General features: G+C 53.8%; 22 protein-coding genes. 8 read left to right on the plus strand and 14 right to left on the minus strand.

Translation table 11 applies throughout. The features are described 5' to 3' along the window. Positions 1–2: 2 nt before the first annotated feature. Together addB and VK70_RS15215 are read right to left on the minus strand one after the other, a co-directional pair. A complete protein-coding gene (gene addB, locus VK70_RS15210; protein WP_046723465.1) occupies positions 3–3,506 on the minus strand; it encodes a helicase-exonuclease AddAB subunit AddB in 3,504 nt (1,167 codons plus the stop codon). A gap of 360 nt (positions 3,507–3,866) precedes the next feature. Beyond that, the gene (locus VK70_RS15215) at positions 3,867–5,291 is read right to left on the minus strand and encodes a class I SAM-dependent rRNA methyltransferase (protein ID WP_036642876.1); all 1,425 of its coding nucleotides are present in this window, start codon (positions 5,289–5,291) and stop codon (positions 3,867–3,869) included. Between the two features lie 112 nt (positions 5,292–5,403). Here VK70_RS15215 and VK70_RS15220 point away from each other — a divergent pair, with 112 nt between their 5' ends. Next, on the plus strand, positions 5,404–6,390 hold the full coding sequence (locus VK70_RS15220) for a Na/Pi cotransporter family protein (RefSeq protein ID WP_046723466.1): 987 nt from the start codon (positions 5,404–5,406) through the stop codon (positions 6,388–6,390). A gap of 29 nt (positions 6,391–6,419) precedes the next feature. Here VK70_RS15220 and VK70_RS15225 read toward each other — a convergent pair whose 3' ends face one another. From VK70_RS15225 to VK70_RS15250, 6 genes are all read right to left on the minus strand, one after another. Next, positions 6,420–8,642: a hypothetical protein gene (locus VK70_RS15225; protein WP_046723467.1), complete on the minus strand. Its 2,223-nt coding sequence runs from the start codon at positions 8,640–8,642 to the stop codon at positions 6,420–6,422. Between the two features lie 164 nt (positions 8,643–8,806). Next, positions 8,807–10,147, minus strand: coding sequence for a tRNA (N(6)-L-threonylcarbamoyladenosine(37)-C(2))-methylthiotransferase MtaB (mtaB, locus tag VK70_RS15230; RefSeq protein WP_046723469.1), 1,341 nt, complete (start codon positions 10,145–10,147; stop codon positions 8,807–8,809). Positions 10,148–10,150: 3 nt separating this feature from the next. Further along, positions 10,151–10,915: an RsmE family RNA methyltransferase gene (locus VK70_RS15235; RefSeq protein ID WP_025697405.1), complete on the minus strand. Its 765-nt coding sequence runs from the start codon at positions 10,913–10,915 to the stop codon at positions 10,151–10,153. A 165-nt stretch (positions 10,916–11,080) separates the two neighbouring features. Next, a complete protein-coding gene (locus VK70_RS15240; protein WP_025697404.1) occupies positions 11,081–11,761 on the minus strand; it encodes a site-2 protease family protein in 681 nt (226 codons plus the stop codon). Between the two features lie 2 nt (positions 11,762–11,763). Further along, the gene (gene prmA, locus VK70_RS15245) at positions 11,764–12,891 is read right to left on the minus strand and encodes a 50S ribosomal protein L11 methyltransferase (protein ID WP_046723471.1); all 1,128 of its coding nucleotides are present in this window, start codon (positions 12,889–12,891) and stop codon (positions 11,764–11,766) included. 289 nt (positions 12,892–13,180) lie between these two features. Further along, a complete protein-coding gene (locus tag VK70_RS15250) occupies positions 13,181–14,056 on the minus strand; it encodes a helix-turn-helix transcriptional regulator (protein WP_046723472.1) in 876 nt (291 codons plus the stop codon). A gap of 288 nt (positions 14,057–14,344) precedes the next feature. Here VK70_RS15250 and VK70_RS15255 point away from each other — a divergent pair, with 288 nt between their 5' ends. From VK70_RS15255 to metK, 7 genes are all read left to right on the plus strand, one after another. Continuing rightward, a complete protein-coding gene (locus tag VK70_RS15255; protein ID WP_025694901.1) occupies positions 14,345–15,622 on the plus strand; it encodes an ABC transporter substrate-binding protein in 1,278 nt (425 codons plus the stop codon). 40 nt (positions 15,623–15,662) lie between these two features. Next, entirely contained in the window at positions 15,663–16,538 is an 876-nt protein-coding gene (locus VK70_RS15260) for a carbohydrate ABC transporter permease (protein WP_025694900.1), read from the plus strand. A gap of 15 nt (positions 16,539–16,553) precedes the next feature. Next, positions 16,554–17,384 (plus strand): carbohydrate ABC transporter permease, encoded by an 831-nt coding sequence (locus VK70_RS15265; RefSeq protein ID WP_025694899.1) that lies wholly within the window; start codon positions 16,554–16,556, stop codon positions 17,382–17,384. Positions 17,385–17,716: 332 nt separating this feature from the next. Further along, complete coding sequence (locus VK70_RS15270) at positions 17,717–18,946, plus strand: LLM class flavin-dependent oxidoreductase (protein WP_025694898.1); 1,230 nt, start codon at positions 17,717–17,719, stop codon at positions 18,944–18,946. A 14-nt stretch (positions 18,947–18,960) separates the two neighbouring features. Further along, positions 18,961–20,169: a radical SAM protein gene (locus tag VK70_RS15275; RefSeq protein WP_201778730.1), complete on the plus strand. Its 1,209-nt coding sequence runs from the start codon at positions 18,961–18,963 to the stop codon at positions 20,167–20,169. Between the two features lie 21 nt (positions 20,170–20,190). Continuing rightward, a complete protein-coding gene (locus VK70_RS15280) occupies positions 20,191–20,649 on the plus strand; it encodes a pyridoxamine 5'-phosphate oxidase family protein (RefSeq protein WP_025694896.1) in 459 nt (152 codons plus the stop codon). Between the two features lie 42 nt (positions 20,650–20,691). Further along, on the plus strand, positions 20,692–21,909 hold the full coding sequence (gene metK, locus VK70_RS15285) for a methionine adenosyltransferase (RefSeq protein WP_025694895.1): 1,218 nt from the start codon (positions 20,692–20,694) through the stop codon (positions 21,907–21,909). Between the two features lie 86 nt (positions 21,910–21,995). Here metK and VK70_RS15290 read toward each other — a convergent pair whose 3' ends face one another. From VK70_RS15290 to VK70_RS15315, 6 genes are all read right to left on the minus strand, one after another. Further along, a complete protein-coding gene (locus VK70_RS15290; protein WP_025694894.1) occupies positions 21,996–22,565 on the minus strand; it encodes a DNA-3-methyladenine glycosylase I in 570 nt (189 codons plus the stop codon). 224 nt (positions 22,566–22,789) lie between these two features. After that, entirely contained in the window at positions 22,790–24,475 is a 1,686-nt protein-coding gene (locus VK70_RS15295; RefSeq protein ID WP_025694893.1) for a DUF4179 domain-containing protein, read from the minus strand. Further along, positions 24,435–24,983, minus strand: coding sequence for an RNA polymerase sigma factor (locus VK70_RS15300; protein WP_025694892.1), 549 nt, complete (start codon positions 24,981–24,983; stop codon positions 24,435–24,437). The genes VK70_RS15295 and VK70_RS15300 overlap by 41 nt, the downstream gene beginning before the upstream one ends. Positions 24,984–25,111: 128 nt before the next feature. Then, complete coding sequence (locus VK70_RS15305) at positions 25,112–25,564, minus strand: hypothetical protein (RefSeq protein WP_025694891.1); 453 nt, start codon at positions 25,562–25,564, stop codon at positions 25,112–25,114. A 252-nt stretch (positions 25,565–25,816) separates the two neighbouring features. Beyond that, positions 25,817–25,996, minus strand: coding sequence for a YfhD family protein (locus VK70_RS15310; RefSeq protein ID WP_025694890.1), 180 nt, complete (start codon positions 25,994–25,996; stop codon positions 25,817–25,819). A gap of 69 nt (positions 25,997–26,065) precedes the next feature. Further along, positions 26,066–26,422 carry a hypothetical protein gene (locus VK70_RS15315; protein ID WP_025694889.1) on the minus strand — a complete coding sequence of 119 codons (357 nt, stop codon included), beginning with the start codon at positions 26,420–26,422 and terminating at the stop codon, positions 26,066–26,068. Positions 26,423–26,552 lie beyond the last annotated feature (130 nt).

Below are 26,552 nucleotides of genomic sequence, written 5' to 3' on the forward strand. Positions count from 1 at the left end.
GGTCACGGTCTGTTTCCTCCTTCGTCTTTGCGGGAAAGCATCTCCCAGATTGCGTCTTTGCCCGGCTTGCCTAAATGCTTGTATCCGTTGCCTTCCACGGCCTCGTCGAACTGGCACACCGCTCTGTAGGAACAGAACGTGCATGCCGTCTCCTGCTGAATCCGGTAAGGTGTGATGGCCACGTCCCCTTCCGTGATGCGGGTTCCAATCTCCGTGATCGTCCCTCTTACGGAAGACAGCAGACGGTCCCACTGCTCGGGCGTGGCGACAGAAGCGCTGCTATAAAAGCTTCCGTCGCTCTTCAACGCAACCGGCACGATGCTCGAATGCCCCTTGTCCAGGCTCGTATCCATGAGGGAAATGACTTCGCGGTCCGCCATAAGCAGCCCCTTCATCTTGAACCGCTTCAGCAGTTCCTGCTGCGCCTGCTCCCGGCTCATGCCGTTTGGTGATGAGAGCAGCGGATCATGGACGTGAAAGTACAGCGTTCCCGCCGGAAACGCACGCTCCCCCAGCCATTCCTCGGCATAGGTCAGCAGCACATCCAGGTAGGTCAGCATCTGCAGCGATAATCCGTAATACACTTCATGCAGCTTAAGATCCTTGCGGCTTGATTTATAGTCAATGACCCTCAGCAGGATTCCGTTCTCGCCTTCTGCGGTATCGACGCGGTCGATCCTTCCTACGACCTCCATCAAGCAGCCATTCGGGAGCGGGATGCGCAGCGGCGGCAGCGGCTTGCCTGGACCGAAATCCAGCTCAAGAAAAGCGGTGTCGAAGCTGCCCCTCCTTGCATGTTCTCCCAGAATGACCGAAGCCCGTCCGACAATATTCTTCAGCTTGCGGGCAATATAGCCATAACGCTTCGAGCTCTTCAGAATCTCTCCCTGAAGCATCGGCGCCAGCATATCCACCGTCTTTACGGCTTCATTGCGGCATTCGTCGGGCGTCAGAGCACCCCAGCTTCGTCCCTCGCTCTGCAGCTTCGACGCCATGGTGCTCAGCGCGGCGTGGAACAGCTGCCCAATATCCGGAGCCTGAAGCTTGTACAGCTGGCGCTCCTTGAGCCGCAAGCCGTATGAGGCGAAATGGGAGAACGGGCAGGAGACGAACTTCTCCATGCGCGAGACGCTTCCGCGCAGCGTGGAGCCGCCGTACAGCCTGAAGCTTGTTGCTCTCTGGAGCGGCATGCCGGGATTGCGGTAAAACAGCGAGCTTATTAAAATCCGCAGCCGCGGACGCCATACCGTACTCTCCGCAAACCAATTATAGACCTCCCACCAGATTTGCGGGATACTCTGTCCCTGCTTCCACTGGCGCAGCTGTACGATCAGCATACGCAGAGTCTGCTCCGGATGGCCGATAAAATCGCGTTGCTCCTCGGGCGGAGCCGATATCGGAAGACTCTGCAAAGGATGCTCGGCTAGAGACGGATACATCCGGCGCAAATGGCGGATCATTTCCGAAGGAAGCAAGCCTTTGCCTTCGTCATCGGCGCAGGCATAGCTAATCCACAGCTTGCGGGAAGCCGAAGTCAGCGCTTCATAGATCAGAAAGCGTTCATCCAGCATTTGGCGGGAAGACCCGGGCGCAAGCTCCATTCCCGCTCCTTCCAGAAGGGAACGCTCCGCCTCAGACAGCACGCCGTCTTCCTGAAACAGCGCCGGTACGACCCCTTCGTTGAAGCCGAGTAAAAAAGCGTACTTGACTCCCGAGACCCGCGTCCGGTCCATCGTTCCGACAAGCACCTGGTCAAGCGCCGGAGGAACAAAGCCCATCCGCAGCTCGGCAAGCCCCGTCTCCAAAATTCCAGCGAACATGTCGAAGCTCAAAGTCTCCTCGCCCATCATCTCCACGATCTGGTCCAGCAGATCAAGGACGGCGCCCCACAGCTGCCGGTGCTCCCGGGCCTCCTGCGGTCTTCCTTCTTCCAGCGCTGCGGCGCTCATGTATTCCAGCCTCCGCGCGGCGCCGCTGTCATCCAGCAGCCCGAATACCGACTTGCACAGCTCCAATCCATTACGGCTCTTATTAATTCGCTGCTCAAAAGCTTTCAGCGGCGCGGTTACCGCCTCCCGGCATCTTTCCATCAGCGGCACCAGCCGGGCGTCGGTCTTCCCTCCGCCTTCCAGCGAAAGGCTTGGGATCGCCTTCCACTTGTACTTCTCATCAGTCCAGCGGTAGCCCTGAATGCCGCAGGCAAGGATGTAGTTCTCCAGAGTGTCCATATCATCCCTGGTCAAGCTGCCGTCCAGAGGTAGCAGAAAGCCCGTCTTTACGCAGCGGAACACATCCTCATACCGCCAGCGGCGGCGGACGATGTCCAGCGCCGAACGGATAAACTCCACCAGCGGATGGTGAAGCTCTCCCGCCTTGCGGTCAAGGAAGAACGGTACGCCGTAATCCCGGAAAAGGGCCGGCACAAGATAATCGTAATCCTCCAGTTTGCGGACGAATACAGCCATTTCGCCATAGTTCGCCCCTTCTTCGCGCGCCAGTCTCCGCATCTCCCGCAGCGCGCCTTCCATTTCCGCGCGCTTGTTCACGGCCGCCCGGATTGTTATCTCATCTTCCGCAGGCTTCGGTTCCTGGTACTCCAGCCTGCGGTCAAAGCCGCGCTCCAAATGCGCCAAAGCGGGAGCATCTGCAAAACGCGGCAACACCGGAGGCGCCATCACTTCGTCCCTGACATCAACACCGAGCTCTTCAGCCATCCCCCTCAGCTTGAGGTAAGCGGAGGCCGAAGGATGAAACAGTTCCAGCTCATGCGGCCGGTGTCCGCTAAGAAAGGGACGATTGAGCGTCAACGCGATCGTCATGTCGGCGGCATGCAGCATCAGCTGCCGCAGCACTGTAAACTCTCGGGCCGTAAACCCCCGGAAGCCGTCCACGAAAATAGAGGAACCGCACACGAAAGAGGAGGAGGGGATCAGCTCCGAAAGCTCGGCCAGACGGTCTTCCTCGTCAATATACAGATCGGATATGGCCTGCTCCAGATCGGTGAATACGATATTCAAGTCTTCCAGCTTGCCGGTAAGGATCGAACTGCCGCCCGCTGACTCCCGCATCCGGGACAACTGTTCCTCCAGATCAGAGGGCCCGAGGCAGCATCGCTTCAACTCCGAATGCAGCCGGCTCAACCGGTCTACAAAGCCGGGACGGTCCGACGAAGCGCCGAACAATTTCAATTCTTCCTTGCGCCGGCTCAAAATTTTGTAAAGAAGCATCTTCTTGCCTTCATCGCCGATCGGCACGCCGCCTCTTCCGCCGGTCTCCTGCTTCACCCGGTAGGAGAGACGCGGAAAGCTAAGCGTCTGCGCGCGCAGACTGCCCCGGTTGTCGCAGGCGCCAAGCAGACCCTGCTCGGCGCTAAAGGAGCCCTGCTCCGGCACGAGCTGAATGATCGGGACGCCTAGCGGGTCCTCGCGCAGTGCCGTACAGATCGAATTCCATATTTTCGTCGTCTTACCGCTGCCCGAACGGCCGATCAAAAACGTCACCGGCATGCTTCATAGACTCCTTCCGCGAATAAAAATGAAATTTATGCGTTCTATATAGCAGCTTCTGCACCCATCGGTGAACAGAAAAGCTGTTATCCGTCCTATCATTATATCATACAAACGCAAAATAGAACATACGTTTGGTATTTTCCCGACATCTAGCGTGGAATCCCCCTGTAAAGAGGAGATGACTACTAGACATATCAAGGCCCATGCAAAAAGGCTGTCCTTAAGGTCCTTGTTGGTCAGACCCTTAAGAACAGCCCGGTAACGCCTTCACACTGACTCATAAATGATACCCGCAGGGCGGCTGAACATCACGCTGCCTTTGATTGACGAAACGGCGAATACATGATGGATTCGCAATTATTTCGAGGTGACCTCAAAAATAGCAAACTTCAAGTAATGCCCCTCGTCCACGCCGAGAATTTGCGGATGATCCTTACCGGCCGCGCGCCACTCGATAAGGCGCAGCACTTTGCCCGCATCCTCGGCGGCTTCGGTGATCGTCTGCAGGAACAGCTCCGGCCGCATATGATAGGAACAGCTCGCAGTAACAAGATAACCGCCTTCGTTCACGAGCTTCATGCCATGCAGGTTGATGTCCTTGTAGCCGCGGCATGCCCCTTTAACCGCGCTCTTCGTCTTGGCGAAGGCAGGCGGATCTAGGATGACAACATCCCAGGTCCGTCCTCCTCCGGCTGTCATCGGTTTGGATGTATCCGGCTTGAAGGCGGATTTGCCTCCTCCCGTTTTAGCTACGGATTCCTTCGGTGCAGCCGCTCCTTCGTTCACGGCGGCACGTTCCGCCCGTTCCTCCAGCCCTTTCACCTGACTGCGCAAATATTGAAAAGCATCGTCCACGACGAACTCCACCCGGTCGCTGAAGCCGTTCAGCTCCACGTTCGCCTTGGCGCTCTCAATCGCATGGGCGGAAACGTCGAGACAGGTCACCTTTTTCGCTCCGTATTTGCAGGCGTTCAGCGTGAAGCTGCCCGTGTGGGAGAAGCATTCGAGCACGGTCGCGCCGTCCCAGTAAGGAAAGGTGACCTCCTTGCCGCTCCTGTTGACGGGAACCTTCCGGGTCAAGCTGTCTTCGCCCGCAACCTCTTGAAGCGCAATACCGCTGCGCGCCCCCCAACCGGTCATCAGCGGAGCGATGGATGCGCGGTTCTCCCGCTGATCGAAGAAATAGCCGGTCTTCTGGCCCTGCTCAATGTCGACAATCAGCTTTAGTCCGTTCTCGGTCACGGTGACGTGGCGCGGACATTCACCGTACAGAACTCCCGTCTTCTGCTCCAGCCCCTCAAGCTCGCGCACGCCGACGTCGCTGCGTTCATAGATGCCTTTCGGCTTCAGCACTTGCACCAGCGCTTCGACGATTTCGGCGCGGCGCTTGTCCATTCCGAGCGTCAGCAGCTGCACAACAAGCACGTCGCCGAAGCGGTCGACAATCAGCCCCGGCAGAAAATCGGCCTCTCCATACACCAAACGGTAGGCGTTCTCCCCGGCAAGAAACCGCTCGCGGTGACGCAGACAGCGGGTAAAACGGTCCGCGAAAAAGGCCGTGTCCATCTCCGCAAGCGGGCTGTGCGACACGACTCTGATTCGGATCTGCGAAGCCGGATTATAATATCCGGTCGCTAAGTATTTTCTTTGATGGCTGAGGACGTCCACCAGCCCTCCCTGGGCGGGATTTCCTTCCACCGTCTCCACTTCGTTTCCATAGATCCACGGATGCCCCGCTTCCAGCCTTTTTTTGCGGCTGCGCTGTAAAATGACCGATGCCATTAGCCTCAACTCCCTGTTGTTTGTTAAATATATGTCCTATGCTCATGCATGTCCCGGTCACCGCAATCATATATTGGTGTACAACCCTGGTGAAAAAAGGAGAACCGCTGCCATGATGCGCGATGTGCTGTTCCCCATATTATACGGCATTATTATCTTTCTTGCCGGAATGAAGCTGATGGAGACCGCGCTGTCCAAGCTGGCCGGTCCGCTGCTGACCGGCGTCCTGAACAAAGCGACGGCCACGCCGCTCATGGGCATGGTCTCCAGCAGCCTGCTCACCGCCGTTCTTCAGAGCAGCACCGCCGTAACGGTGCTGTCGATCGGCATGGTCAACGCCGGGCTGCTAACCTACGCCCGGACACTTGGCATTATTCTCGGCAGCAATATCGGTACCTGCCTGACGACGGAACTGATCGGCCTGCAGATCGGCAGGTTCGCCGCTCCGCTGCTGGCGGCCTCGCTCGCCTTATGGGCCGCGGCCGTCACGCTCGGCGAGCTTCAGCCGTACCGCTCGCGGCTTGCGGAAGCCGGACGCAGAATCGCCGAGCCGCTCCAGTTCGCGAGCTTGGCGGTCGCCGGATTCGCCCTTGTGCTGTGGGGCATCTCCGTCATGCAGTCCATCGGCCCCGCGCTCCAGAAGAGCGGCCTCTTCAGCTGGTTCCTGAACCGGGCGGCGGAGAACGCCCTGTGGGGCTTTGCCGCTGGAGCCTGCCTGACAGCGCTGGTGCACAGCAGCAGCGCCGTCATCGGCATGGCGATAGGCGTCGCCGCTTCCGGAGCGCTGCCGCCGGAGCTCGGCATCGCTATTGTGCTTGGCGCCAATGTCGGCACCTGCGTCACCGCAGTCATCGCCTCCATCGGCGGCAGCCCGTCCGGCGTCTTCGTCGCCTGGTCGCATGTTGCGCTCAATGTCGGCGGCGCGGTTCTGTTCCTGCCCCTGACCGGTCTGATCCAGGAGACCGCCGCCTGGATCGGCGGAGGCCCCGCCTCGCAGATCGCCCACGCGCAGACACTGTTTAACGTCGCCTGCTCACTGCTGGCGCTGCCTTTCTGTTACCTGCCTGTCTGGTCAAGGCTGGAAAGGCGGCTGCAGTAAGCAGGCCGCCTTCGTTCATACCGTTTATTCTATTTGACCGTTACAGTTACCGATACCGTCTTGCCTCCGAATTTGCCTTTGAGGAGCGCTGTTCCTTTGGAACTGGCAGCAATGCCGCCGCTCTGGGAAATCGACGCCACGGACGGCTTGGAGCTTGTCCACACGACGCTGCCCGTTACGTTCACCGTCTTCCCGGTATCATATTCGGCTGTAACGGAAACCGAAGCCGCGCCCCCAGGAGACAGCTTGAACCGGTTCTCGCTCACTTTCAGCTTGGTCAGTTTCGGAACAACGGATACTTTAACCGTCACCGAAATGCCCTGGTAAGATCCGGACAAAGAAGCCGTTCCTTCAGCGAGCGCCTTCACGCTGGCTCCTTTGACGGAAGCCACGGTCGTATCAGATGATGTCCAGCTGATCCCCAAGGACAGATTCACAGTCTTGCCTGCCGCCGTATATCCGGTGACCTTAATGGATTTAGTATTCTTAATGTTCATTTCTAGAACGGAAGGGTCCACCGTGATTTTTACAATTTTCTGTTCAATCTTGACCGGTATGGAAATGCTCTTGTTGGAGTAGGTGCCTTTCAGCGTCGCAGAGCCTTTGACAAGTCCCTTGATAACCTTGCCGGAGCTTGTCTGCTTGATGACGGCATTGCTGCCCGAAAGCGTCCACGCGATCTCGTCCGTTACATCTTTCTCCTCGCCGTTCTCCATAACGGCATTTACTTCGGGGAGTTTTGCTTCTTCACCGGTCACAAGACCGAGACTGTCCTCGGGGCCGATTAACACAAGCACCTTGTCTTTGACCGTCAGCACGACATCCACGCTTTTGCCGCGAATATCCGCTTTGGAAGACACCGTTTGGGCCTCTTTCCATTCCCCCGTAAGATGAACCGTTCCTGCGGAAACCGCCGAGATTTTGCCGTCCTTGATCATAGCAATATCTTCATTTGCTGAAGTCCAATCTATTTCCTGGCTGATATCCACGGCGGATTCGTCCAGTTTGGTTCCGCTGACCTTCGGAAGTCCAGCGGTATCCCCGGTATAGAGCTCAAGCTTCGTGCTGTCCGCTTTCATGGCGCTCAGTGTCGGATATACTGTAAGTTTGAAGCTTTTGGAGCTTCCCTTGTATTCCGCCTTAACCGCCGAAGTTCCGGCTGCCTTGGCGGTAATGACGGTCTCGGCGCCCGTACTAAGCGCCGCAATAAGCTTGTTGTCCAGGCTGAAATTCGCATTGTTTGTTACATCGATGGTTGAATTCGCGGCATTGCGCACCTCGGCCTTCATCTTCAATGTCTCGCCGATAAACAGCGTCTGATCGCCGGACGGCGTAAGCAGCAGCGCTTCGTAAGGAGCGCGAACATAGATGTCGATCGACTGTGAAACTCCCAGATAATCCGCCTTAATCGTCGCTTTCCCGATGCCAATAGCCTTAATTACGCCATTCTCCATCGTCACGGCGGATGTGTTGGAGGAAGTCCATTTCGCGTCCGCGGTTACATTCTTCACATCGCTCTGATCGGACGCCTTGGTAAAGGCGCTTAAGGAGACGGCATCGTCTCCGATCAGCATTTCCAACTCGTTCACGGCTGCCCCGCCGCTTCTAATCTCCAGCCCGGAATACGGCAGCGTCACGGTCGCCTTGAAGGAAGCGGTAAGCCCTTTGTATTTGGCCGTGACGGTAGCCGAGCCTTCACCGACCAGCGTAAGCAAGCCATCCGATACGGTTAATACATTTCCATTGGAGCTGCTCCACTCGGCATCTTCGGTCACGTCGTTTACAGCCGTTTCCGAAGCGCCGCCGGTAACGGTCGCCGTGACCTGCAACAGGCTGCCGCTATCGCCCACCTTGTAGCTGCCGGAGCCCTCGTGCTCCAGCTTCATATTCTTATAGGGATAAGATACGGCAACCTCTAAGGTTGCCACCGAATTATTATACGTCGCCTTAATGATCGCGCTGCCGCTGCTTTTGGGCGTCAGCAGGCCGCTGGAGACGGTCACCACGCCGGTATCGGACGATGTCCAGACGGCGGCGGCCGTAATATCCTTCTTGGAGGAGCTTCCTTCCACCGTAGCGAGTACCTTTAGCTGCTTTGGCGTTTGGCCGACTGTCAGTTCAACTTTGGATGCGCTGTCGAATTCGATGGTATTAACATCGCCGGCAGCAGCCCCAGCGCCCGCCGGGAACAGGATTGAAACGAAAAGGGTGACAAGCAGAACCCAATGAGTCATTTTCTTGTTCGATAACATGGTAGGTCTCCTTTGGTTATGAATAGTTGCACGGGCTTATCCAAACCCTTCCAAGTATATCGACAATCCTGTCCGAAAACATTACCCTATTGGAAAAAAATTCATCAAAAAAAGCAAGGGTCCCATCCTTAGCAGAATGAAACCCTTGAGCAGGCAGCAGGGGCTTAACTAAGCTGCGTTAAGGCTTCCCCGGCTACGCCGACCAGTTCGCCCCTGCATTCATTCACACCGGCTTCGGTTATCTTTACCTGGCAGAGCTGGCCCTGCAGCTGATCGCTGCCTTCAAAGAGCACCTGCAGGTAGTTGTCGCTGAAGCCGTGCTGGACATCCCGTCCAGGCGCGCCTTTCGCCGATCTCTCCGGAATGACGCCGATCGTGCGCCCGACGAATCTGCGGGCATACGCCAGCTGCATTTCCTCGGACAAGTCGATCAACTGCTGTACGCGGACGTTCTTGATCTCCTCGTCCACCTGATCCTCCATGCGGGCCGCTGGCGTGCCCGTACGTTTGGAATAAGGAAACACATGCATTTCCGAATAATCGACCGCCTTCATAAAATCATACCCCGCGCGGAACATCTCGTCCGTCTCTCCCGGGAAGCCCACGATAACGTCGGTGGTGATGGCAACGTCGGGCATAGCCTGGCGGATCAGCTGCATTTTGGCAAAATACTCTTCGGTCGTATATTTCCGGCGCATCCGTTTCAGCACTTCGTTGTGTCCGGCCTGCAGCGGGATGTGGAGATGACGGCACATTTTGGACGAACGGTTCAGTACATCCAGCAGCTTATCGTCAATCTGGCTCGCTTCAATCGAGCTGATGCGCACGCGTTCCAGACCGTCCACCTTGTCCAGCTCCCAGAGCAGGTCGGCGAGACGGTAATCCTCCAAATCGTCGCCGTAGCCGCCGGTATGAATGCCGGTCAGCACGATTTCCTTGTACCCGGCCCCCACCAGCTGATGCGCCTGCTTCACGATTGCTTTCGGATCGCGGCTGCGGGACAGCCCCCGCGACCATGGAATGATGCAGAAGGTGCAAAAGTTGTTGCAGCCGTCCTGAATCTTGAGAAACGCGCGCGTCCGCTCCGCAAAGCCAGGCACGTCCAGTTCCTCGAACTCACGCGTCTTCATAATGTTCCGGACAGCGTTAACGGGCTGCCGCGATTCCCGGATGCTGTTTACATGCCGGATGATCTGATCCCTATCTTGATTACCGATGACAAGATCGACGCCGGGAATGTCCAGAATCTCGCCCGGAGAGGTCTGCGCGTAGCAGCCGGTAACGGCCACAATCGCATCCGGATTGCGCCGGACGGCGCGGCGGATCATCTGCCGGCTTTTTTTATCTCCCGTGTTGGTAACCGTGCAGGTATTAATCAGATATACATCCGCCTGTCCCTCGAAGTCCACTTGCTCGTAGCCTTCCTGTTTGAACAGCTGCCAGATGCCTTCGGTATCGTAAAAGTTGACTTTGCAGCCTAAAGTATAAAATGCAACGGATGGCATTTTTCAAGCTTCCCCCATTTCTCCAGTTTCGTATAAAATGCAGGCGGCGGCCACCATGCCTGCCGTCTCGCAGCGCAGAATGCGCTTGCCCAGGCCAACGGACACCGCGCCCGCCTCTTCGGCCTCTCGGCATTCGTTCTCGCTAAAGCCCCCCTCGGGTCCGACAATCACGAGCGCAGAAACTTCAGCCGCTTCTCCAAGCTGCGCCGCCCACGGCGCAACCGCAGAGCGCAGCTGGAGCCCTTCTTCTTTCTCGTAGCAAAAATAGACCGCATCATAGCGATAAACTGAATTCAGCAACTGCTTCCAGGTCAGCGGGGCGGCTATCTCCGGAACGATGTTCCGATGCGCCTGCTCTGCGGCTTCCTTGGCGATTTTGCGCCAGCGCTCCAGCCGCTTGCTCTCCTTGCGTTCGTCGTACTGCACAATGGTACGCCCGGACAAAAACGGCAGGAAAGCCGCCGCGCCGATCTCGGTGCATTTTTGAATGACGATTTCCATCTTGTCGCCCTTGGGCAGACTCTGGGCCACCGTGATTTTAACACGCGGCTCCTGCGTCATCGGCAAGTTCTCTATGATGGAGACGGTAACGACGCCTTCGGCGATCGATGCGATTTCGGCCAGCGCTTCGCGGGACACGCCGTCGCTTACAATCACCTTGTCCCCCGCCTTGCCGCGCATCACTCTGGCGATATGACGGGCATCCTCGCCGCCGATCAGTACGGTGCCTTCTCCGAAATTTTCGGGAGATACGAAATATCGCTGCATGCTTATCAACATCCTGTTCTGTATTTAGAGCTTATACATTCTATTTCAGGCGAATTCAGGCGAAAACGGCGGCGTCCCTCGCCTACCGGGCCCTGCCGCCGTCTCTATTCAATCACGTTCCATCATACAACGTTTGCTTCATGATGAACAGTCCTGCAGATTCATTTACGTAAAAAGTTGATAGAAAAAATTAAAAGTATCCATACTCATCGAACCGGCCCACATGGTTAATGGCGTAATCGTGTAGTTGCGAAGCGCGGGAATGAATACGATCAGTACGAACAAGAACATCGCCCACTGCTCGAACTGCTGCAATCTTCCCAGAATGGAACGCGGCGCGAGATCCTCGATAACCCGGTAGCCGTCCAGCGGCGGCAGCGGGATTAAATTAAACAGAAACAGGAAGAAATTCCAGAAAGTAAATAAGCTTAAAAATAATTGTGCAGCTTCCTGCCCCTTACCCGCCGGAATGGCGTCAATGACGCCTGTCGCGATCAGCACCCCATAGATCAGGCAGCCAATAATCGCCAGCAGCAGATTACTGACCGGCCCGGCGAGAGACACGATGATGCCCATCAGACGCGGACGGCTGAAGTTATCACGGTTGACCGGCACCGGCCGCGCCCAGCCAAAGCCCGCGATCAGCAGGAGAATAATCCCGAAAAAATCGAAATGCACTGCCGGATTCAGCGTCATGCGGCCCAGGAGACGGGCTGTCGGGTCGCCGAACTTGTTGGCAAAATAAGCATGGCTAAACTCATGCACTGTAAAGGCAATCAGAATCGTTACCAAAAAAAACGGCAGCTGATCCAGCGGCATACGAATAATATTTTGCAAAAAATCCATCTTTACCTCTTTCCGGCTGTAAACGCCACCCAATCTTCTTCCTTCGCCACTTCCTTGATTTCAAACCCGGAAGCTACCAGAGCCTTCCTTACCAGTTCTTCCTTATCCTTATAAATGCCGGATGTGATATAGATTCCGCCAGGCTGAAGAGCCCGGTACACATCATCCGTGAACAGCACGATAATTTCCGCCAAAATATTGGCTACCACAATCTTGACCGGCAGCTTCACGCCAAGTCCATCCTGCGGTGAACCGGCACCGGCTGCCTGGCCGGCGTCTTCAGCACGGCTTCCGCTGTCCGCGCCGCCGAATATCAGCGCATCCTCCTCTGCCCCGGCGTCCGCTTTCTGTGTCTGCGCTGGTCTGGCCGAGGGCCACATCGCTCCGGCCGGCGTTTCCGCCGCGCCTTCACCGCCGAGCAGGGACAAGAGGTCGCTCTCTTTTACGGTTATGGCGCCCGAGAGGCCGTTCAGCTCCACGTTCTCCGCAGCGCTCTGAACAGCGACAGGGTCAAGATCCAATGCAAGCACGGACCGAGCGCCAAGCAGCATCGCGCCGACGGCAAGAATGCCCGAGCCTGTGCCGACGTCGATTACTTCTTCCCCGCCGGAGATCGCTTTCTCCAGCGCCCGCAGACAGAGGGCGGTCGTCGGATGGGTTCCTGTGCCGAAAGCCATCCCCGGGTCCAGCTCGATGATTTTCTCCTCCGGACTAGCGGGAATGTACTCCTCCCACACAGGCTTGATCGTCAGCCGTTCACTGACCCGAAGCGGCTTGAAATACTGCTTCCAGGCATGCGCCCAGTCATCCTCGTCAACCGTCTTCCAGCTGATGTCGGCCTTGCCGGGATCAATGCCGAATTCCCGCAGCTCCATGACGCGGGGCGCAAGCTCCGCGCAGATGCTGTCCATCGGCGATCCTTCGGTGAAATAGCCCTTGATCACCGCTTCCCCTTCGGGAATATCATTCAGCGGCTCGTCGTAAAGCTCCCCGTAACGCGTGTCGCGCGTCTTGCTCAGCGTGCCGGATTCCTCAATCGAAACTCCGCCCGCCCCCGCTTCCTGGAGCAGCGCGGATATCATCTCCTGCGCTTCCTCGGTTGTATGTATCGTCAATTCATGCCATAGCATTGCGGTCCTGAAGCCTCCTAAAAGTTTTGATAGCATATGCTTCTTTGATGTTCTGCGCAAACCTCCCTTCGGAAGCATGGGATTACCCCTCATTTTCCAAACGGAAGTCGTAGTTATTATACCTTACTGCCGTGCCATGCGCCAAACCCGCAGCTGAACGCGCCGATCTGAGGGCGGCAGCATCATCTGGCCCAGAGATAAGTGAACCCTTTGCGGATGTCAGGCTATAGGCGGGAGCGCGGGAGGCGTAAGGGGAACCTCAAACGGCTATATTACGGTCACATTCGACTCATTTCTGCTGCCCGCTTTTGGTTTTCTTATCCCGGTACTGAGTAGGTGCGACACCAAGACGTTTCTTGAATGCTTTCGAGAAGGAGAAGATATCGGGGTAGCCGACAGAGTGGGCAATTTCGGCCAAGGTATAGGACGTCTGCTCCAGCAATGAGCGGGCTTCCTTCATTTTCAACTCCTGGATAAACTGAATGGGGGTGATTCCGTAAGCCTTTCGGTACTGTTTGGTAAAATGGGTGCGATCTATACCGACATACTCAGATACTTTTTCGACTGTAATGCCTTCCGCATAGTGAATCTCCATATATTCATGCCCTTTTTGCAGCCACGAGACATCCCGCCGGTCATTACGGGCAGAACCGTCAACCACAGCAGAGAGCTGGTCGAAGATACGGTGGAATAAGATAAGCCGTCCCAGATCCGTGTCATTATCCGAATTCACCAATTTGAAGAAGTCCCACATCAGTTGAATCACTTCGGGTGTTAAAATACCCGCTGCATGAGGGCTGTGCATAGTCAGCCCGATCCTCTCAAGCAGACTTAGAGCCTGTCTTCCGTCGAAGGCAAGAAATACTTTGCGGAGCGGGTCGTCCGGCTGCGTGTAATATTCATGAATGACCTGTGGAAACAAGCAGAAAATATCATTTTGGCGAAGCTGAAAGGTTTGTTTATTTTGATGAAACGTCCCTTGTCCTTCCAGCACAAAAATCAAATAATAATACGGCGTCGTCCGGGGGCCAATATGATAATTCGGTTTGGCAATATTGTGTCCAAGGCGAATCGGCCAAGCGGCTCCGGACTTTTCGTATACGGAAGGGGTAAAGAGGCGCAGTTCCAAAAACTCATGATTATCCTCTATCATCTTGTCTTTCATATAACTGACCTCTTTTTACAATGCGTCTCATTTTTATAAATAATATATAATTTCCACAAGGTTCACAACGCCTTTCTTTCACTCTTTTATTCGGCAGCAATCCTTCGCCATGACTTAAATTGACATGCACGAACAACTCAAAATGACATTTACTTGTGATTATCCGGGTTGATAATATATAAAACATAGTAAACCAAGTTAATTTATTGGACATTGACTAGACCACTAGAGAAGCTAATAATAACATACTGTTTGCTACTAATAACCCTTTTGAGGAGTGTACGTACGTTGAAGAAGAGAACCCTGTGGCTTACGCTGCCTGCGATCCTACTAGTCATTTCCGTGCTGTTAAGCGCGTGCGGAGAAAGCGCGAACAGCGGCGAAGCATCCGAAATCGAAATCAAATTCCCCAGCATATGGGTAGCAAAAGATTCCAAAGCCGCCACATTCGCTCAAATTGTCAAAGATTTCAATGAACAGAATCAAGGCAAAATCATAGTCGTCGTTGAAGAGATCCCCGATTACGGCGCTTACAAGGATAAGATCCGCACCAATATTACGACGGGGACAACACCGGATATTTTTTCTTTCGATAATCCGGCGGACGGGGAGCTCTATTACAAATCGGGAAACTTGGCCGACCTTACACCTTATCTGGACGAGCAGTGGAAAAGCACGTTCCTGGATCATGCGTTTGACAATGCCGCATATGACGGCAAAGTATACTCCATTCCGTTCGAGTTCGGCGTAACGCCGGTGTTATACAATACCAAGCTGTTCAAACAAGCGGGCATAACCGGATTCCCCAAGACGTATACCGAGCTGTTCGCCGCTTTTGACAAATTGAAAGCCGCAGGCATCGCTCCCGCCACGCAAATGACCGGAGGCGACGGCTGGGTCTCCATGCTGTGGTACTCGCAGCTTGTGTCCGCAATTGGAGGTCCGGATGTGTACAAACACGGATTGGACGATCCCGCTTTTGTACAAGCCGCCGAGGTATTGAAAAAGCTCTTTGACTACACGACGGGAGATGCGGTCGGACTGGACAATGCGGGAGCGCATTTTCTAAACCAGCAAACGGCTGTGCTGCTCAACGGCCCATGGTTTATTGGCCGGATTAAGAAAGAAGGCATCGACAATTTGTATGATTCCGTCGAGGTGGCGCCTGCCCCTGTTTACGAAGGCGGCAAAGGACAAGCGGGGCAGTATATCGGCTTTACCCAAGCAAGTCTGGCCGTAGGTAAACAAAAGGATAAAAAGAAAGAAGAAGCCATTGTGAAGTTTCTGAAATACTTGACCTCTCCTGACAATGTGAAGAAACTATCGCTCGATTCCGGATCATTGTTCGTCATTAAATACGAGGTTACAAAAGACGATAAAGTGGAACGCCTGCAAACCGAGATGAAAAAAGGAATGGAGGCTGCGCCGTACATCACCCCCCATTTTCGGGCAAGCGTAAGCCCCGCCGTCGGCGCGGAATTCCCGCAAGCGTTAAGCGGCCTGGTGCTTGGAAAATATACGCCGGAACAATTCGTGCAGCAGCTTAAACAAGCCGATTCCAAATAAATCCAGCACACGGAAAGCTATGAGTAAAGGAGGGCGGAACATGCAGCGAACCACCCATTTTCGTACAGGCGCTATCCTTTTTCTACTGCCGGCCCTACTGCTCTTTACCGCCTTTTTTCTATATCCTGTCGGATATGTCGTTGTTGTTAGCTTCATGAAGTGGGATGGGATGAGCAGTCCCGGGTTTGTCGGCCTCCGAAATTACAGCGCCTTGTTTCATGATGAAGTATTTCGGATCTCCATTCGCAACAATTTGATCTGGGCCTGCGCGGAGGCGATGATTCAGGTGCCGCTTGCCATCTTGGTCGCCCTGCTGCTGGCCCGAAAGCCGAAAGGCTGGAAGCTGCTGCGAACGATTTACTTTTTTCCCCATGTCATCTCGGGTATCGCAATTACGATGTTGTGGGGAGCCATCTATAACAATGAACGGGGATTACTTAACGGCTTTCTCCGTTTGATCGGATTGTCCGAATGGGAGCACAACTGGCTCGGAGGACTGGGCAGCGCGTTCCCTTCCGTACTCGTGTACGGACTGCTGTATATCGGCTATTTTATGGTCATTATTTTGGCGGATATCTCCTCGGTTTCACAGTCCTACTATGAGGCGGCAAGCATTGATGGAGCGACACGCACGCAGCAGGATTGGCACATCACGCTGCCGCTGATTAGAGGAACCATAGCTACTTGCGTAACGCTTGCGATGGTTAACGGGCTTCGGCAATTTGAGCAGGTTCTGCTGCTGACGGGTGGCGGTCCGGCCAACAACACCTCGGTCCTTGTACTTTATTTATATAAAGAATTGCAGAACTTCCATTACGGGACGGCCAATGCTTTGGGCACGGTGCTGATTGTTCTCGGCGGCCTGGTCATTCTAACGGTACGCAAATTATTTAACGCCGCCAAATATGACATGTAATTCAGGAGAAGTCTTATGAAAATAAATGCGCTGCTTGAAAAGTTATTATCCTGGGCCATTTTAACCTTGTTTCTTGTTTACACGCTCTTCCCCATGCTCTGGCTCGTCATGGCTTCGCTCAAAACGAATGTCGAACTGCTTGGAGATCCTTTCCGGTTCCCCGCCCCGCCGCAGTTCGGCAATTATGTGAATGCGTTCAAGTCGGCGCATTTGACTCTGTTATTTTCAAATTCGGTTCTCATCAGCTTGTCGGCAACAGCCCTGAACGCCCTGGTTACATCCATGGCCGCCTATGTGCTCTCAAGGTATAAGTTCAAGTTCGGACCGGTTATATTTTCAACCCTGATCACGGGGATACTGGTGCCGGTCAGCGCGCTGATGGTTCCGTATTTCACTTTAATTCGGACGCTCGGCCTCTATGACACAAAGCTGGCGCTGATTTTAACGTATACGGCGGTCTCGCTTCCGCTGTCTGTCTTTATCATCAAAGGCTTTATGGATTCGATTCCCGGGGAGCTGGAGGAGGCCGCGCTGCTGGACGGGTGCGATTTCTATCAAAAGTTCTTTAGGGTGATTGTGCCGATTTCCCGCACAGGCATCGTGACCGCGGCGACGTTTCAATTCTTAAGCAGCTGGAACGAGTTCCTGTATGCGATGCTCTTGACTTCCTCCGAACAGGTGCGGACTCTGCAAATGGGCATTCGCTATTTTGCCAGCCAGTTTACAACTGATTTCACCTCGATGTTCGCAGCGATTGTCATCAGCATTATTCCAAGCGTTGCGATGTACAGCGTTTTTCAAAACCAGATCATTTCCGGACTCACACAAGGCTCCGTTAAGGGCTGAGCGGATTGGCCGGTTCTACAAACAAAGGGTACTCCAGAGTCATTTCAATTCATGGCTTTTGGAGCACTCTTTTTGCCAAGTCCATACTTGAATACATATCCATCCTCTCCATTGAAAAATATATATTTTCTTCTAATCCAATCTGTTCATCATCTAAAAAAAAGACGTAAATTGACAAATCGAAGTTAACGCGAATTGACATTCCCGATACCTGAAGCGCTTGTTACAATCAGAATATAAATTTATCCTATAAGTTTTATATGAATTCGACCGGTTCACCGGAGAAATTAACCAGCAATGTTGTCATCAAGATACGACATAAGGAGGCTGTCATGAGCTTGTATGCAGAAGAGATTCGATTTGGCTGGTTTTTGCCGACATCCGGCGACGGCCGCTATGTGGGGGCTGCTCCGGAGAGAGAACCCTCGCTTGATTATTTAATTGAAGTAGGGCAGATGGCGGAACGCTCCGGCTTTGAGTTCGTTCTGATTCCGACAGGAGGAGCTTGCCTTGATTCATGGGTAGTCGGATCAGCAGTGATGAGCCACACGACGCGGCTTAACGCCCTCGTAGCGGTCAGGCCCGGATTGATTGCCCCGGTGCTCGCGGCCCGCATGGCCGCTTCTCTTGATCAATTGTCAGGAGGACGGGCCATGATCAATGTCGTTACCGGGAGTTCGGTTCAGGATCTGGAGCAGCTCGGCGATCCGCTCGCCCATGCCCATGATGAGCGATACGAACGGGCGATGGAGTACATGCAGGTGATGAAGCTTGCCTGGACCGGATCGGCCGGATCAGCGTTATCTGAATTCTCAGGACAAGCTGAACCTGGATCTGTCGCAGCCGCAGATTTTTTTGAAGGAAAGTATTTTCAGTTTCACGGCCCGGTTCACACGCCGATTGCGGTACAGCGCCCGCATCCCCCGCTTTATCTGGGAGGAAGCTCGCCGATCGCCAAGCAAGCTGCGGCCCAGCACGCGGACACCTATCTGATGTGGGGTGAGCCGCATGAATGGATTGCCGGGCAGATTGCCGAGATGGAGGATATTCGAAAGGAGGTTCTCCGAATTACAGGAATTGACCGCAAACCGAGGTACGGGTTAAGGGCGCAGGTGCTTATACGCGACACCGAGGAAGAAGCCTGGGCGGCTGCGTGGAGTTTGATCAGCCGTGCCTCATCGGACACGCTGGAGCAAGCACAGCAATCTTTTGCCAAGACGGACGCTGCCAACCAGAGCAGACAGAACGAGCTTAGGGAACAGTCCGCAGCGAGCGACTTCGTCATAGGTCCTAACCTGTGGAGCGGCTTATCTCTCGTTCGCTCGGGAGGGGCGATGCTGATTGTCGGTACAGCGGAGCAGGTTACGGATGTGCTGATCCGCTATGCGGAAATCGGTATAAGCACCTTTATTCTTTCCGGTTACCCCCATTTGGAGGAAGCGGAGAATTTTGGACAAAAGGTACTCCCGTTGTTTCGCAAACAGTGGAGTCAAAAAAATGAAAGCCGGGGTGAATGCGGATGTGTGCAGTTACGACTCACGCTTCTGGACAAAGAGAATTAACATTACGGGAAGTTATGGATAAATACAAGGATGTATCCCCTTTTGTCATTATCAAATCGGATGTTACCCGCAGGTCGTTTACCTATACGGACCGGGCGCTGGGAGCGCTGGACAAAAGCAAGCATCAATATCAGCAGCGAGTGCTGATCGGCTCCAACGGAGGTGAGAACGCCGCCGTTCCGGTCTCGCTCCTGCTTAGAGACGGAACCTCGATCATTTCGACGCCTTCCAAGACAGCCAAGAACCCTTACGTGGTAGATCAGATCGACGGCAAGCTGTATTTGACCGATCAGGGCGAAATCGTGGAAGAAGTACATTATTGGTACAAGCCGGATTATTATGACAAGTTCACCAGCTCTGGTACCCCGATGTGGCAGGTGGCCTCTGCCAGACCGCAAAGGCTCGACATCGACCCCAACAGCCACTGCCACTTCTGGAACAAAGGGAACGGCTGCAAATTTTGCAATATCAACGCCAACTCCACGCAAAGCGAGAAAGAATGCAATATGTCGAAGCAGCTAACAGCGCAGGATGTATACGAGACGGTGAAAGAGGCTTTGAAGCAGCCAGGCGCTTTTACCAATCTCAAGATGAGTTCCGGCTCCATTCTCAGCGGCGCGGAAATCTTCGACGACGAAGTGGACATGTACATTGAAATGCTGCAGGCCGCCGGAGACAATTTCAAAGAAAAGAAATTCCCCAGCACCATCGTCGCCTCGGCTTTCAGCGAGAAGCAGCTTGCCAGACTGTACGAGAATACCGGACTGATGACCTACACCTCGGATATTGAAATCCCGAATGAGGCATTGTTCGCCTGGATTTGCAAAGGCAAGCATAAAGAAGTCGGATATGCCGAGTGGAAGCGGAGAATTATCCGGGCTGTCGATATTTTTGGGGCCGGAAATGTTAGCAGCGGAATCGTCGGCGGATGCGAGATGGCGCAGCCCCATGGATTTACCAGTGAGGATGACGCGCTGAAGGCTGTGCTTGAAGAGGCGGAGGATTTTGCGAGCCAGGGGGTTAGCATCGTTCATTGTGTGTGGGTACCCATGCATGGTTCGGCTTTCCATAACCAACAGAACCCTTCACTTGAATACTACGTGCGATTGGCCAAGGGCTTAAGCGACCTGAGAAAAAAATACCTTTTGAATGTCGATATGGACAACTACAGAAAGTGCGGCAATCATCCGGATACGGATCTGGATAGAGGAAATTACCTTTAAAAAGGAGGCAAGATGAAACCCATGTCTATTTTAAATGAAAGAATTCAGGCGCTTCTTCAAAATTCCGGGGCGGCGAAAGTTCTGGCAACGGCCGATAAACAAGGCATCCCTCATATCGTATCGGACCCTACCATTTCAGTTAACAACGAAGGAAAGATCATTTATCTTGAGCTGATCGAAACGTCCCAGAGCAATGTGAATCTCGTGAACAGCATCTGGTTCAAGCGCAAGGTCGCCATCCATCTCTCCAAGGGAGAAGAAAGCTATCAGATAAAAGGCTATCCGGCCTACTCGGTGATTTCCGGCCCGGTGTTTGAGCATTATTACAAGCTCTCCCTAGAAAGAAATCCGGAGTTTGATTTATCGACAGTCTGGATTATTGAGCCCGATGAGATTACGGATGATACTTACGCTGCCCGCAAAAAGAAAGAACGCGAGGGACATCCGCTTATTACGCATCTGGATCGGCTGGCGAAATAATTTCGGCGGTAGTAAACAATCTATCAGTTGGAGGCAGAGCTTATGTCTGTAAAAGGAAGCTATCTCTTTACATCCGAATCTGTAACGGAGGGTCATCCGGATAAAATATGCGACCAGATTTCCGACGCTGTCCTGGACGCATTTCTGGAGAATGATCCCCATGCCCGCGTTGCCTGCGAGGTCTCCGTGGCTACCGGTCTTGTGCTGGTCATTGGAGAAATCAGCTCGAGGTCCGGATATGTGGATATCCAGTCTATTGTCCGCAATACGATTAGGGACATCGGCTATGAGCGGGCCCAGGATGGTTTTAATGCCAATAACTGCGCAGTGCTGGTGTCGCTGAACGAACAATCCGCGGATATCGCGCAGGGCGTAAACGCGGCGCTTGAGCACCGCGATCCGGCGCAGGTCGCCGAAGAAACCGCGAATATCGGAGCGGGCGACCAAGGATTGATGTTCGGATTCGCCACCAATGAGACACCGGAACTGATGCCGCTGCCTATCGCTCTATCTCACAGGATCGCGCGCCGTTTGTCTGAAGTCCGCAAGAACGGATTGCTGGACTATCTGCGTCCCGACGGAAAAACTCAGGTAACGGTTGAATATCAGGATGGCAAGCCTAAACGTATCGACACTATCGTCGTATCCGTCCAGCATGCCGAAGAGATCTCCCTGGAACAGATTCAGGCCGATATGAAAGAGCATGTCATTCTGCAGGTTGTACCGCGTGAGCTGCTTGATCAAGAGACGAAATATTTCATCAACCCGACCGGGCGGTTCGTCATCGGCGGACCTCAAGGGGATGCCGGTCTGACCGGACGCAAAATTATCGTGGATACCTACGGCGGTTATGCCCGCCACGGCGGCGGAGCCTTCTCCGGCAAGGACCCGACGAAAGTGGACCGTTCCGGAGCTTATGCCGCCCGTTATGTCGCCAAAAATATTGTAGCCGCCGGCCTCGCCGATACCTGCGAAATTCAGCTGGCTTATGCCATCGGGGTAGCCAATCCTGTATCAATTCATGTGGATACCTACGGGACGGGCCGAATTGGCGAAGAGAGGCTGGTGGAGCTGATCCGCGACAACTTCGATCTGCGTCCTGCAGGCATTATTGCGATGCTGGATCTGCGCAAGCCGATTTACAAGCAAACCGCAGCTTATGGTCATTTTGGCCGGGAGGACCTGGATCTCCCTTGGGAAAGAATGGATAAATCCGAGCTTCTGAAATCGCAGGCAGGCCTGGAAGTATTTCATAAGTAAAAATAGAATGGTTCAGCGTGGAAAAAAGACACCCGCATATCAGCCGGACACCGCATTCAGGTGTACGAAGGAAAGCGGGTGTTTTGTTATCTCCTGCTTGTCTTCCTGCAGATGCAGTCCCGTACATGGTCGTTCACCATCCCGGATGCCTGCATGAACGCATAGCAGATTGTACTGCCAACGAACTTCATGCCTTTCTTTTTCAGCGCTTTGCTCATGGCATCCGACTGCGGCGTCGACGCGGGAACATCCTTTAGGCTCTCCCGGTCAGGCAAGACCGGCTCACCGCCGACAAAGCTCCACAAATAACGGCTGAAGCCTGCTTCATCCCTGGAAATTTCGCCGTATATGCGCGCGTTATTAATAATGGCCTTGATTTTGAGACGGTTGCGTATGATCCCCGCATTATTCATCAGCTCTTCAACTTTTGCGTCGTCATACCGGATAATTTTCTCCGGGTCGAACCCGTCGAAGGCCGCGCGGTAGTTCTCCCTTTTTTTCAAAATCGTGTACCAGCTCAGGCCCGCCTGCATCCCTTCCAGCATCAGCAACTCGAACAGCTTGAGGTCGTCGTACACAGGTCTGCCCCATTCTTCGTCATGGTAAGCTATATAAAGCGGATCGCTGTTTACCCACCCGCATCTTGTCTCATTCATCTTATTCATCCCTTCCCGCAGAGTCCCGTAAACTATAAGATTAATGACAAGCTCTGCGCTTGTCAATTCGCACTGGTGAACATATTACAAAGCCATGCTCTGGACGGGTAGTCCCATGATGACGCGGGCCCGGCAGTTTTGACCCGGTTGATGCGGCTGAGTACCCCCTCCGGCATTAAAAAACGGGCCTGCCAAGGGATGCCTTGACCTGCCCGTTCATTAATTTATTGTTCCGGACTGCCGCTGTGCGTCGGCCCGGGCCGCAGCGTGACCCTTGTTTCTTTTTCCGGATCGTCGATGGTGTAAAAAAACATATGGATTTCCGCTTCCGTCCCCTTGAAATTCTTGTAAACGTCGATGGCCTTGTTATTACCGTCCCCGGTAAAGTTGGCCGTGAGCTGTTCCCCGAGCAATCTTTCTTTACCTTGCATAATATAGGTCTGGTTAATGCCGCCGAACCGGGCATCTTTGCTTCCGGTTTCCACGTACAGGTCGGCACCCTGCTTGTAATAGGTCCACGTTACCGGATAACCGCCGATCGTTGTTTCCAGCGTCCGCTTTTTACCCGATATCCCCGTCAATTGAAACGATTTTTGCTTGTCTTCATGATCGGTTACTTTGTACTTGCCCACAAAAACAATCGGTGTATCTTTGGTCACCTTCAGGTCGAGCGGCCGCTCGATACGCAGGCTGATCCGATAGGGGTCCTCTATGGAATAATATCTCGGACCTTCTAGCGTTTTCCCGTCGACTTCCAAACTATATCTTTTATAAGGAATTTCCTGATGTTTCTCCTGAGTTCTGATCACGAGCCGAATCTGCGTCGGTGTAATCACCATCTTCTCCAGCATGCTGGCGCTGTCCCCGGCTTCAAGCGGCAAGTTAAGCGCCGTCTCTATCGTTCCGCTTTCCATTTGTTTTTTGCTGAGCTGAAGATCGAATGTCCACGGTCCGTCCACCGTGTGGTCTACCCGCCTATACTGGAGCTTGAACACCGTCTTCCCAGCCGTAACGGCCTTTGGGTCAAAATACTGCTGCGAGCTATAATTTCCGCTTCCATCCGGTTTGCCAAAGGTCCCTCCGGGCAGCGGCCTCACTTCCGCTCCGTCCCGGTAAGCGACAATCTGCGGAAAGGTCCACGACTTGACTTCCGGACGATCGAACGTAACTGTAGAGGCGAACATCATTTTATCCGTCCCTTGCGTAAACGGCTGAATCTTTATTTTTTGCATTCCATCCCTTCCGATAGTGAAGCTTTGGGGCTCCTTGGAAGCTGGATCCAGATTGATTTCCTGCTCCTGGTAGCTGTATTTCCGCAGTTCCTCCGCAACCAACTGGACTCGGGTGTTATCCTGCGAAGGCGTCCAATCGGTCTCGAGAATACCATAGTATCTCTTATTGTTTAAATCCCACCTCAGTAAGTCGGACACTTCCGCCTCGATTGGATTTCCTTCGGCGTCCCTCAGTGAGAAGCCCTTGAAATTCCAAAACTCCTCCGGCGGGCGGAACCCCGCATCCAGCGTGTACAAAATGACGGTTCGGTTATCATCAACTATTGCCGTGCGTAAGGTCATGGTAATGCCTTCCCAAGTGACGGACTGCTCCAACGTTTGACCCATATTTTGCTCAAGCGCCGCCTGAATGCCGCTTTTCCCGTTTAGCAGATAGCCCAGGTCATAATGAATGGCCGCATAGACGGGGGCCGCGACAAGCACCGCTCCAAGGGTTGCGACAGCCGCGATTCTCTTCACCTTCCGCTTCCGGACGAACGCGCCGGCAAAGTTCCCCCCTACTTCCGGTCGGGCCGGGACGGTCTGCTCTATCCGCTCCCACATGGCGCCAAAGTCGGGATAAGGCACTTGTTCATCGTCATTTAACCGAAGCTTGAGTTCGTCTTCCAGTCTCTTCATAGTTTCCCTCCCTGTCTGCCTGTCCTTCCTTTTCCAGTAACTTTCGCATCAGTCTCAGCCCTTTATGCAGCCGTGATTTAGTTGTTCCCAGCGGAACGGACAGCATCTCTGAAATGTCGGACAGGCTGAAATCATGCATATACCTCAGCGTAACGGCCGCCCTGATCTTGCCGGGCAGACGTTCCAGATAACCGGCCCATTCCCCCGCCGTCTCCCGGTCCTCCACAATCCGGTCCACCGGTTTGTCCGCTTCTCCGGCCAGAAGATGCCGATTGTCTTCAACCTTCAGCTTCAGCTTGCGTCCGCGGCTCAGATGATTCAGGCAATGATTGACGGCGATTTTCAAAATCCATGCCTTTGGGTTCCCGATCTCTTCACGGCGGCTGCGGAACGCGGCAATGAATACGTCCTGGCATAAATCTTCGGCGTCCGCCGCGTTATGCACCATATAATAGCAGGTCCTGTACACATCCCGGTTGTAAGTCTCGAACAGCTCACGGTCATCCAATACGAGGGTCACTCCCTTCTGTCGGTTTCGTCTATATAACAATCGGCGAGGCAAAAAGGTTCATTTTGGGGCAATGCGAAAAAAAGAGGCCGGCTCCTGGCCGCCCCCTAAATCTGTATTTTCATTTCTTATTGAAACCATTTCAACAGGCCGTGCGGCAAATAGTTGCCGATCCCAACCCTCCCGCTCGGGCTGACCTTAACCCCTATTCCTCCTGCGAATTTAGTGTTATCTGCTTCCAGCTTGCCAGCCTGAATCTTATCTTTGGTAAAGCGGACTTCCAGTTCACTTCCATCCTCCAGGATCAAGGCCGCTCTGGCCTCGGCGCCGATTTGCAGCTGGTAGATAGGCCGGCCGCTATTCTCTCTAACCGCCAACACACCGGGAACGGAATTAATGATATTCGAATACGGACTGCCGATGGGTTCATTTTTCAAAATTTCGAACACCGGATTTTCCTCCTGATGATGCAGAACGCTGACCTTGAGACCATCCGGGGCCGATTCCAGAATAAAATAGCGGTTCGCAAACGACAGCGGTATTGAATACTCTTCAAATTGATAGCCTAAAATGAATGTCATCCTAATGTATCCCTCCTAAACATTCACAATTCGACGCAGAAAGGCGGAACCCTTCTTCACATAGGCTATAAAAAATACGGCCTGCGGCCTGCGGCTCCATTCGGAACTGCCGGCCGCAGGCCGTGATTACACTGCGTAAGGCCAATTAGAGAATTTGCCGCCGTAGCCTTTGGGGATGCCGTGATCGGCCACCCACTGAACGGGGGCAAATACCATTCGCCAGGTTTGATTTCATCAGAGGATGATGTGATGCTATTCCTCTACCTCTATGATCTCGTGAAGTTGTCTGCGGTCCGCTTCCTGCGCCCGGTCAAGAGCCTTTATGTCGTCCCGGTCCGCTTCCGCAGCGGAAAATTCGACATCCTCATTCTTGGCTTCGAACAGTTTCTTCAGCTTCTCATTCTTGGACAGCACTTTTGAGTTTCTGACCATACCGTACAACCTCCCCTTTCCTATTTCATAGCAGATCTTCAAAGTTGAAACATTTTCCGGCAATATCAATCAGATCATACCCCCGGCTTCCTCAATAATGGATAGAGCCTGATGGAAGGAGCCCTCATCAACCACTAAGGTCAGCAGAACATCCCGCCCTGTCGGCCCTCCCGACCCTCCATGGCTCATCCCGCTCGCGCTCGGATCGGCGGCGGCCATTACGCCCGCGTCAGGATATCCGGCAGCAGCGGTTCCCAGGCTTGAGATTAAACCATTGGCCGGACTAGCCTGGGAAGTGAATCCGCCTCCGTAACGGCTGAAACGGTCGATAGATATATCAACGACCCGCAGCGACTGAAGCTTGCGCGAAGCGCCTTCCGCATCCTCCGGACTTTTGAAATAGGCGAGTATATTTTTTTCAGACATAATCTCGTCGCACGCTCCTCTTTGGGTACGGGTGATCACCCGCCGTGATTTCAGGCTTAGAGTGCGCAGGTAAGCAACAATTTATCCCTTTAGCGGCCGTCCCAAAAGAAAAGGACAGCGCATTCAATCG

It is taken from the genome of Paenibacillus durus ATCC 35681 (genome assembly GCF_000993825.1).
GTDB classification, from domain to species: domain Bacteria; phylum Bacillota; class Bacilli; order Paenibacillales; family Paenibacillaceae; genus Paenibacillus_AQ; species Paenibacillus_AQ durus_B.

Bases quoted from the DNA above. Each gene is read 5' to 3' on its own strand.
- addB (WP_046723465.1), bottom strand. From the start codon at position 3,506: ATGCCGGTGACGTTTTTGATCGGCCGTTCGGGCAGCGGTAAGACGACG.
- VK70_RS15215 (WP_036642876.1), bottom strand. From the start codon at position 5,291: ATGGCATCGGTCATTTTACAGCGCAGCCGCAAAAAAAGGCTGGAAGCG.
- VK70_RS15220 (WP_046723466.1), top strand. From the start codon at position 5,404: ATGATGCGCGATGTGCTGTTCCCCATATTATACGGCATTATTATCTTT.
- VK70_RS15225 (WP_046723467.1), bottom strand. From the start codon at position 8,642: ATGTTATCGAACAAGAAAATGACTCATTGGGTTCTGCTTGTCACCCTT.
- mtaB (WP_046723469.1), bottom strand. From the start codon at position 10,147: ATGCCATCCGTTGCATTTTATACTTTAGGCTGCAAAGTCAACTTTTAC.
- VK70_RS15235 (WP_025697405.1), bottom strand. From the start codon at position 10,915: ATGCAGCGATATTTCGTATCTCCCGAAAATTTCGGAGAAGGCACCGTA.
- VK70_RS15240 (WP_025697404.1), bottom strand. From the start codon at position 11,761: ATGGATTTTTTGCAAAATATTATTCGTATGCCGCTGGATCAGCTGCCG.
- prmA (WP_046723471.1), bottom strand. From the start codon at position 12,891: ATGCTATGGCATGAATTGACGATACATACAACCGAGGAAGCGCAGGAG.
- VK70_RS15250 (WP_046723472.1), bottom strand. From the start codon at position 14,056: ATGAAAGACAAGATGATAGAGGATAATCATGAGTTTTTGGAACTGCGC.
- VK70_RS15260 (WP_025694900.1), top strand. From the start codon at position 15,663: ATGCAGCGAACCACCCATTTTCGTACAGGCGCTATCCTTTTTCTACTG.
- VK70_RS15265 (WP_025694899.1), top strand. From the start codon at position 16,554: ATGAAAATAAATGCGCTGCTTGAAAAGTTATTATCCTGGGCCATTTTA.
- VK70_RS15270 (WP_025694898.1), top strand. From the start codon at position 17,717: ATGAGCTTGTATGCAGAAGAGATTCGATTTGGCTGGTTTTTGCCGACA.
- VK70_RS15275 (WP_201778730.1), top strand. From the start codon at position 18,961: ATGGATAAATACAAGGATGTATCCCCTTTTGTCATTATCAAATCGGAT.
- VK70_RS15280 (WP_025694896.1), top strand. From the start codon at position 20,191: ATGTCTATTTTAAATGAAAGAATTCAGGCGCTTCTTCAAAATTCCGGG.
- metK (WP_025694895.1), top strand. From the start codon at position 20,692: ATGTCTGTAAAAGGAAGCTATCTCTTTACATCCGAATCTGTAACGGAG.
- VK70_RS15290 (WP_025694894.1), bottom strand. From the start codon at position 22,565: ATGAATGAGACAAGATGCGGGTGGGTAAACAGCGATCCGCTTTATATA.
- VK70_RS15295 (WP_025694893.1), bottom strand. From the start codon at position 24,475: ATGAAGAGACTGGAAGACGAACTCAAGCTTCGGTTAAATGACGATGAA.
- VK70_RS15305 (WP_025694891.1), bottom strand. From the start codon at position 25,564: ATGACATTCATTTTAGGCTATCAATTTGAAGAGTATTCAATACCGCTG.
- VK70_RS15310 (WP_025694890.1), bottom strand. From the start codon at position 25,996: ATGGTCAGAAACTCAAAAGTGCTGTCCAAGAATGAGAAGCTGAAGAAA.
- VK70_RS15315 (WP_025694889.1), bottom strand. From the start codon at position 26,422: ATGTCTGAAAAAAATATACTCGCCTATTTCAAAAGTCCGGAGGATGCG.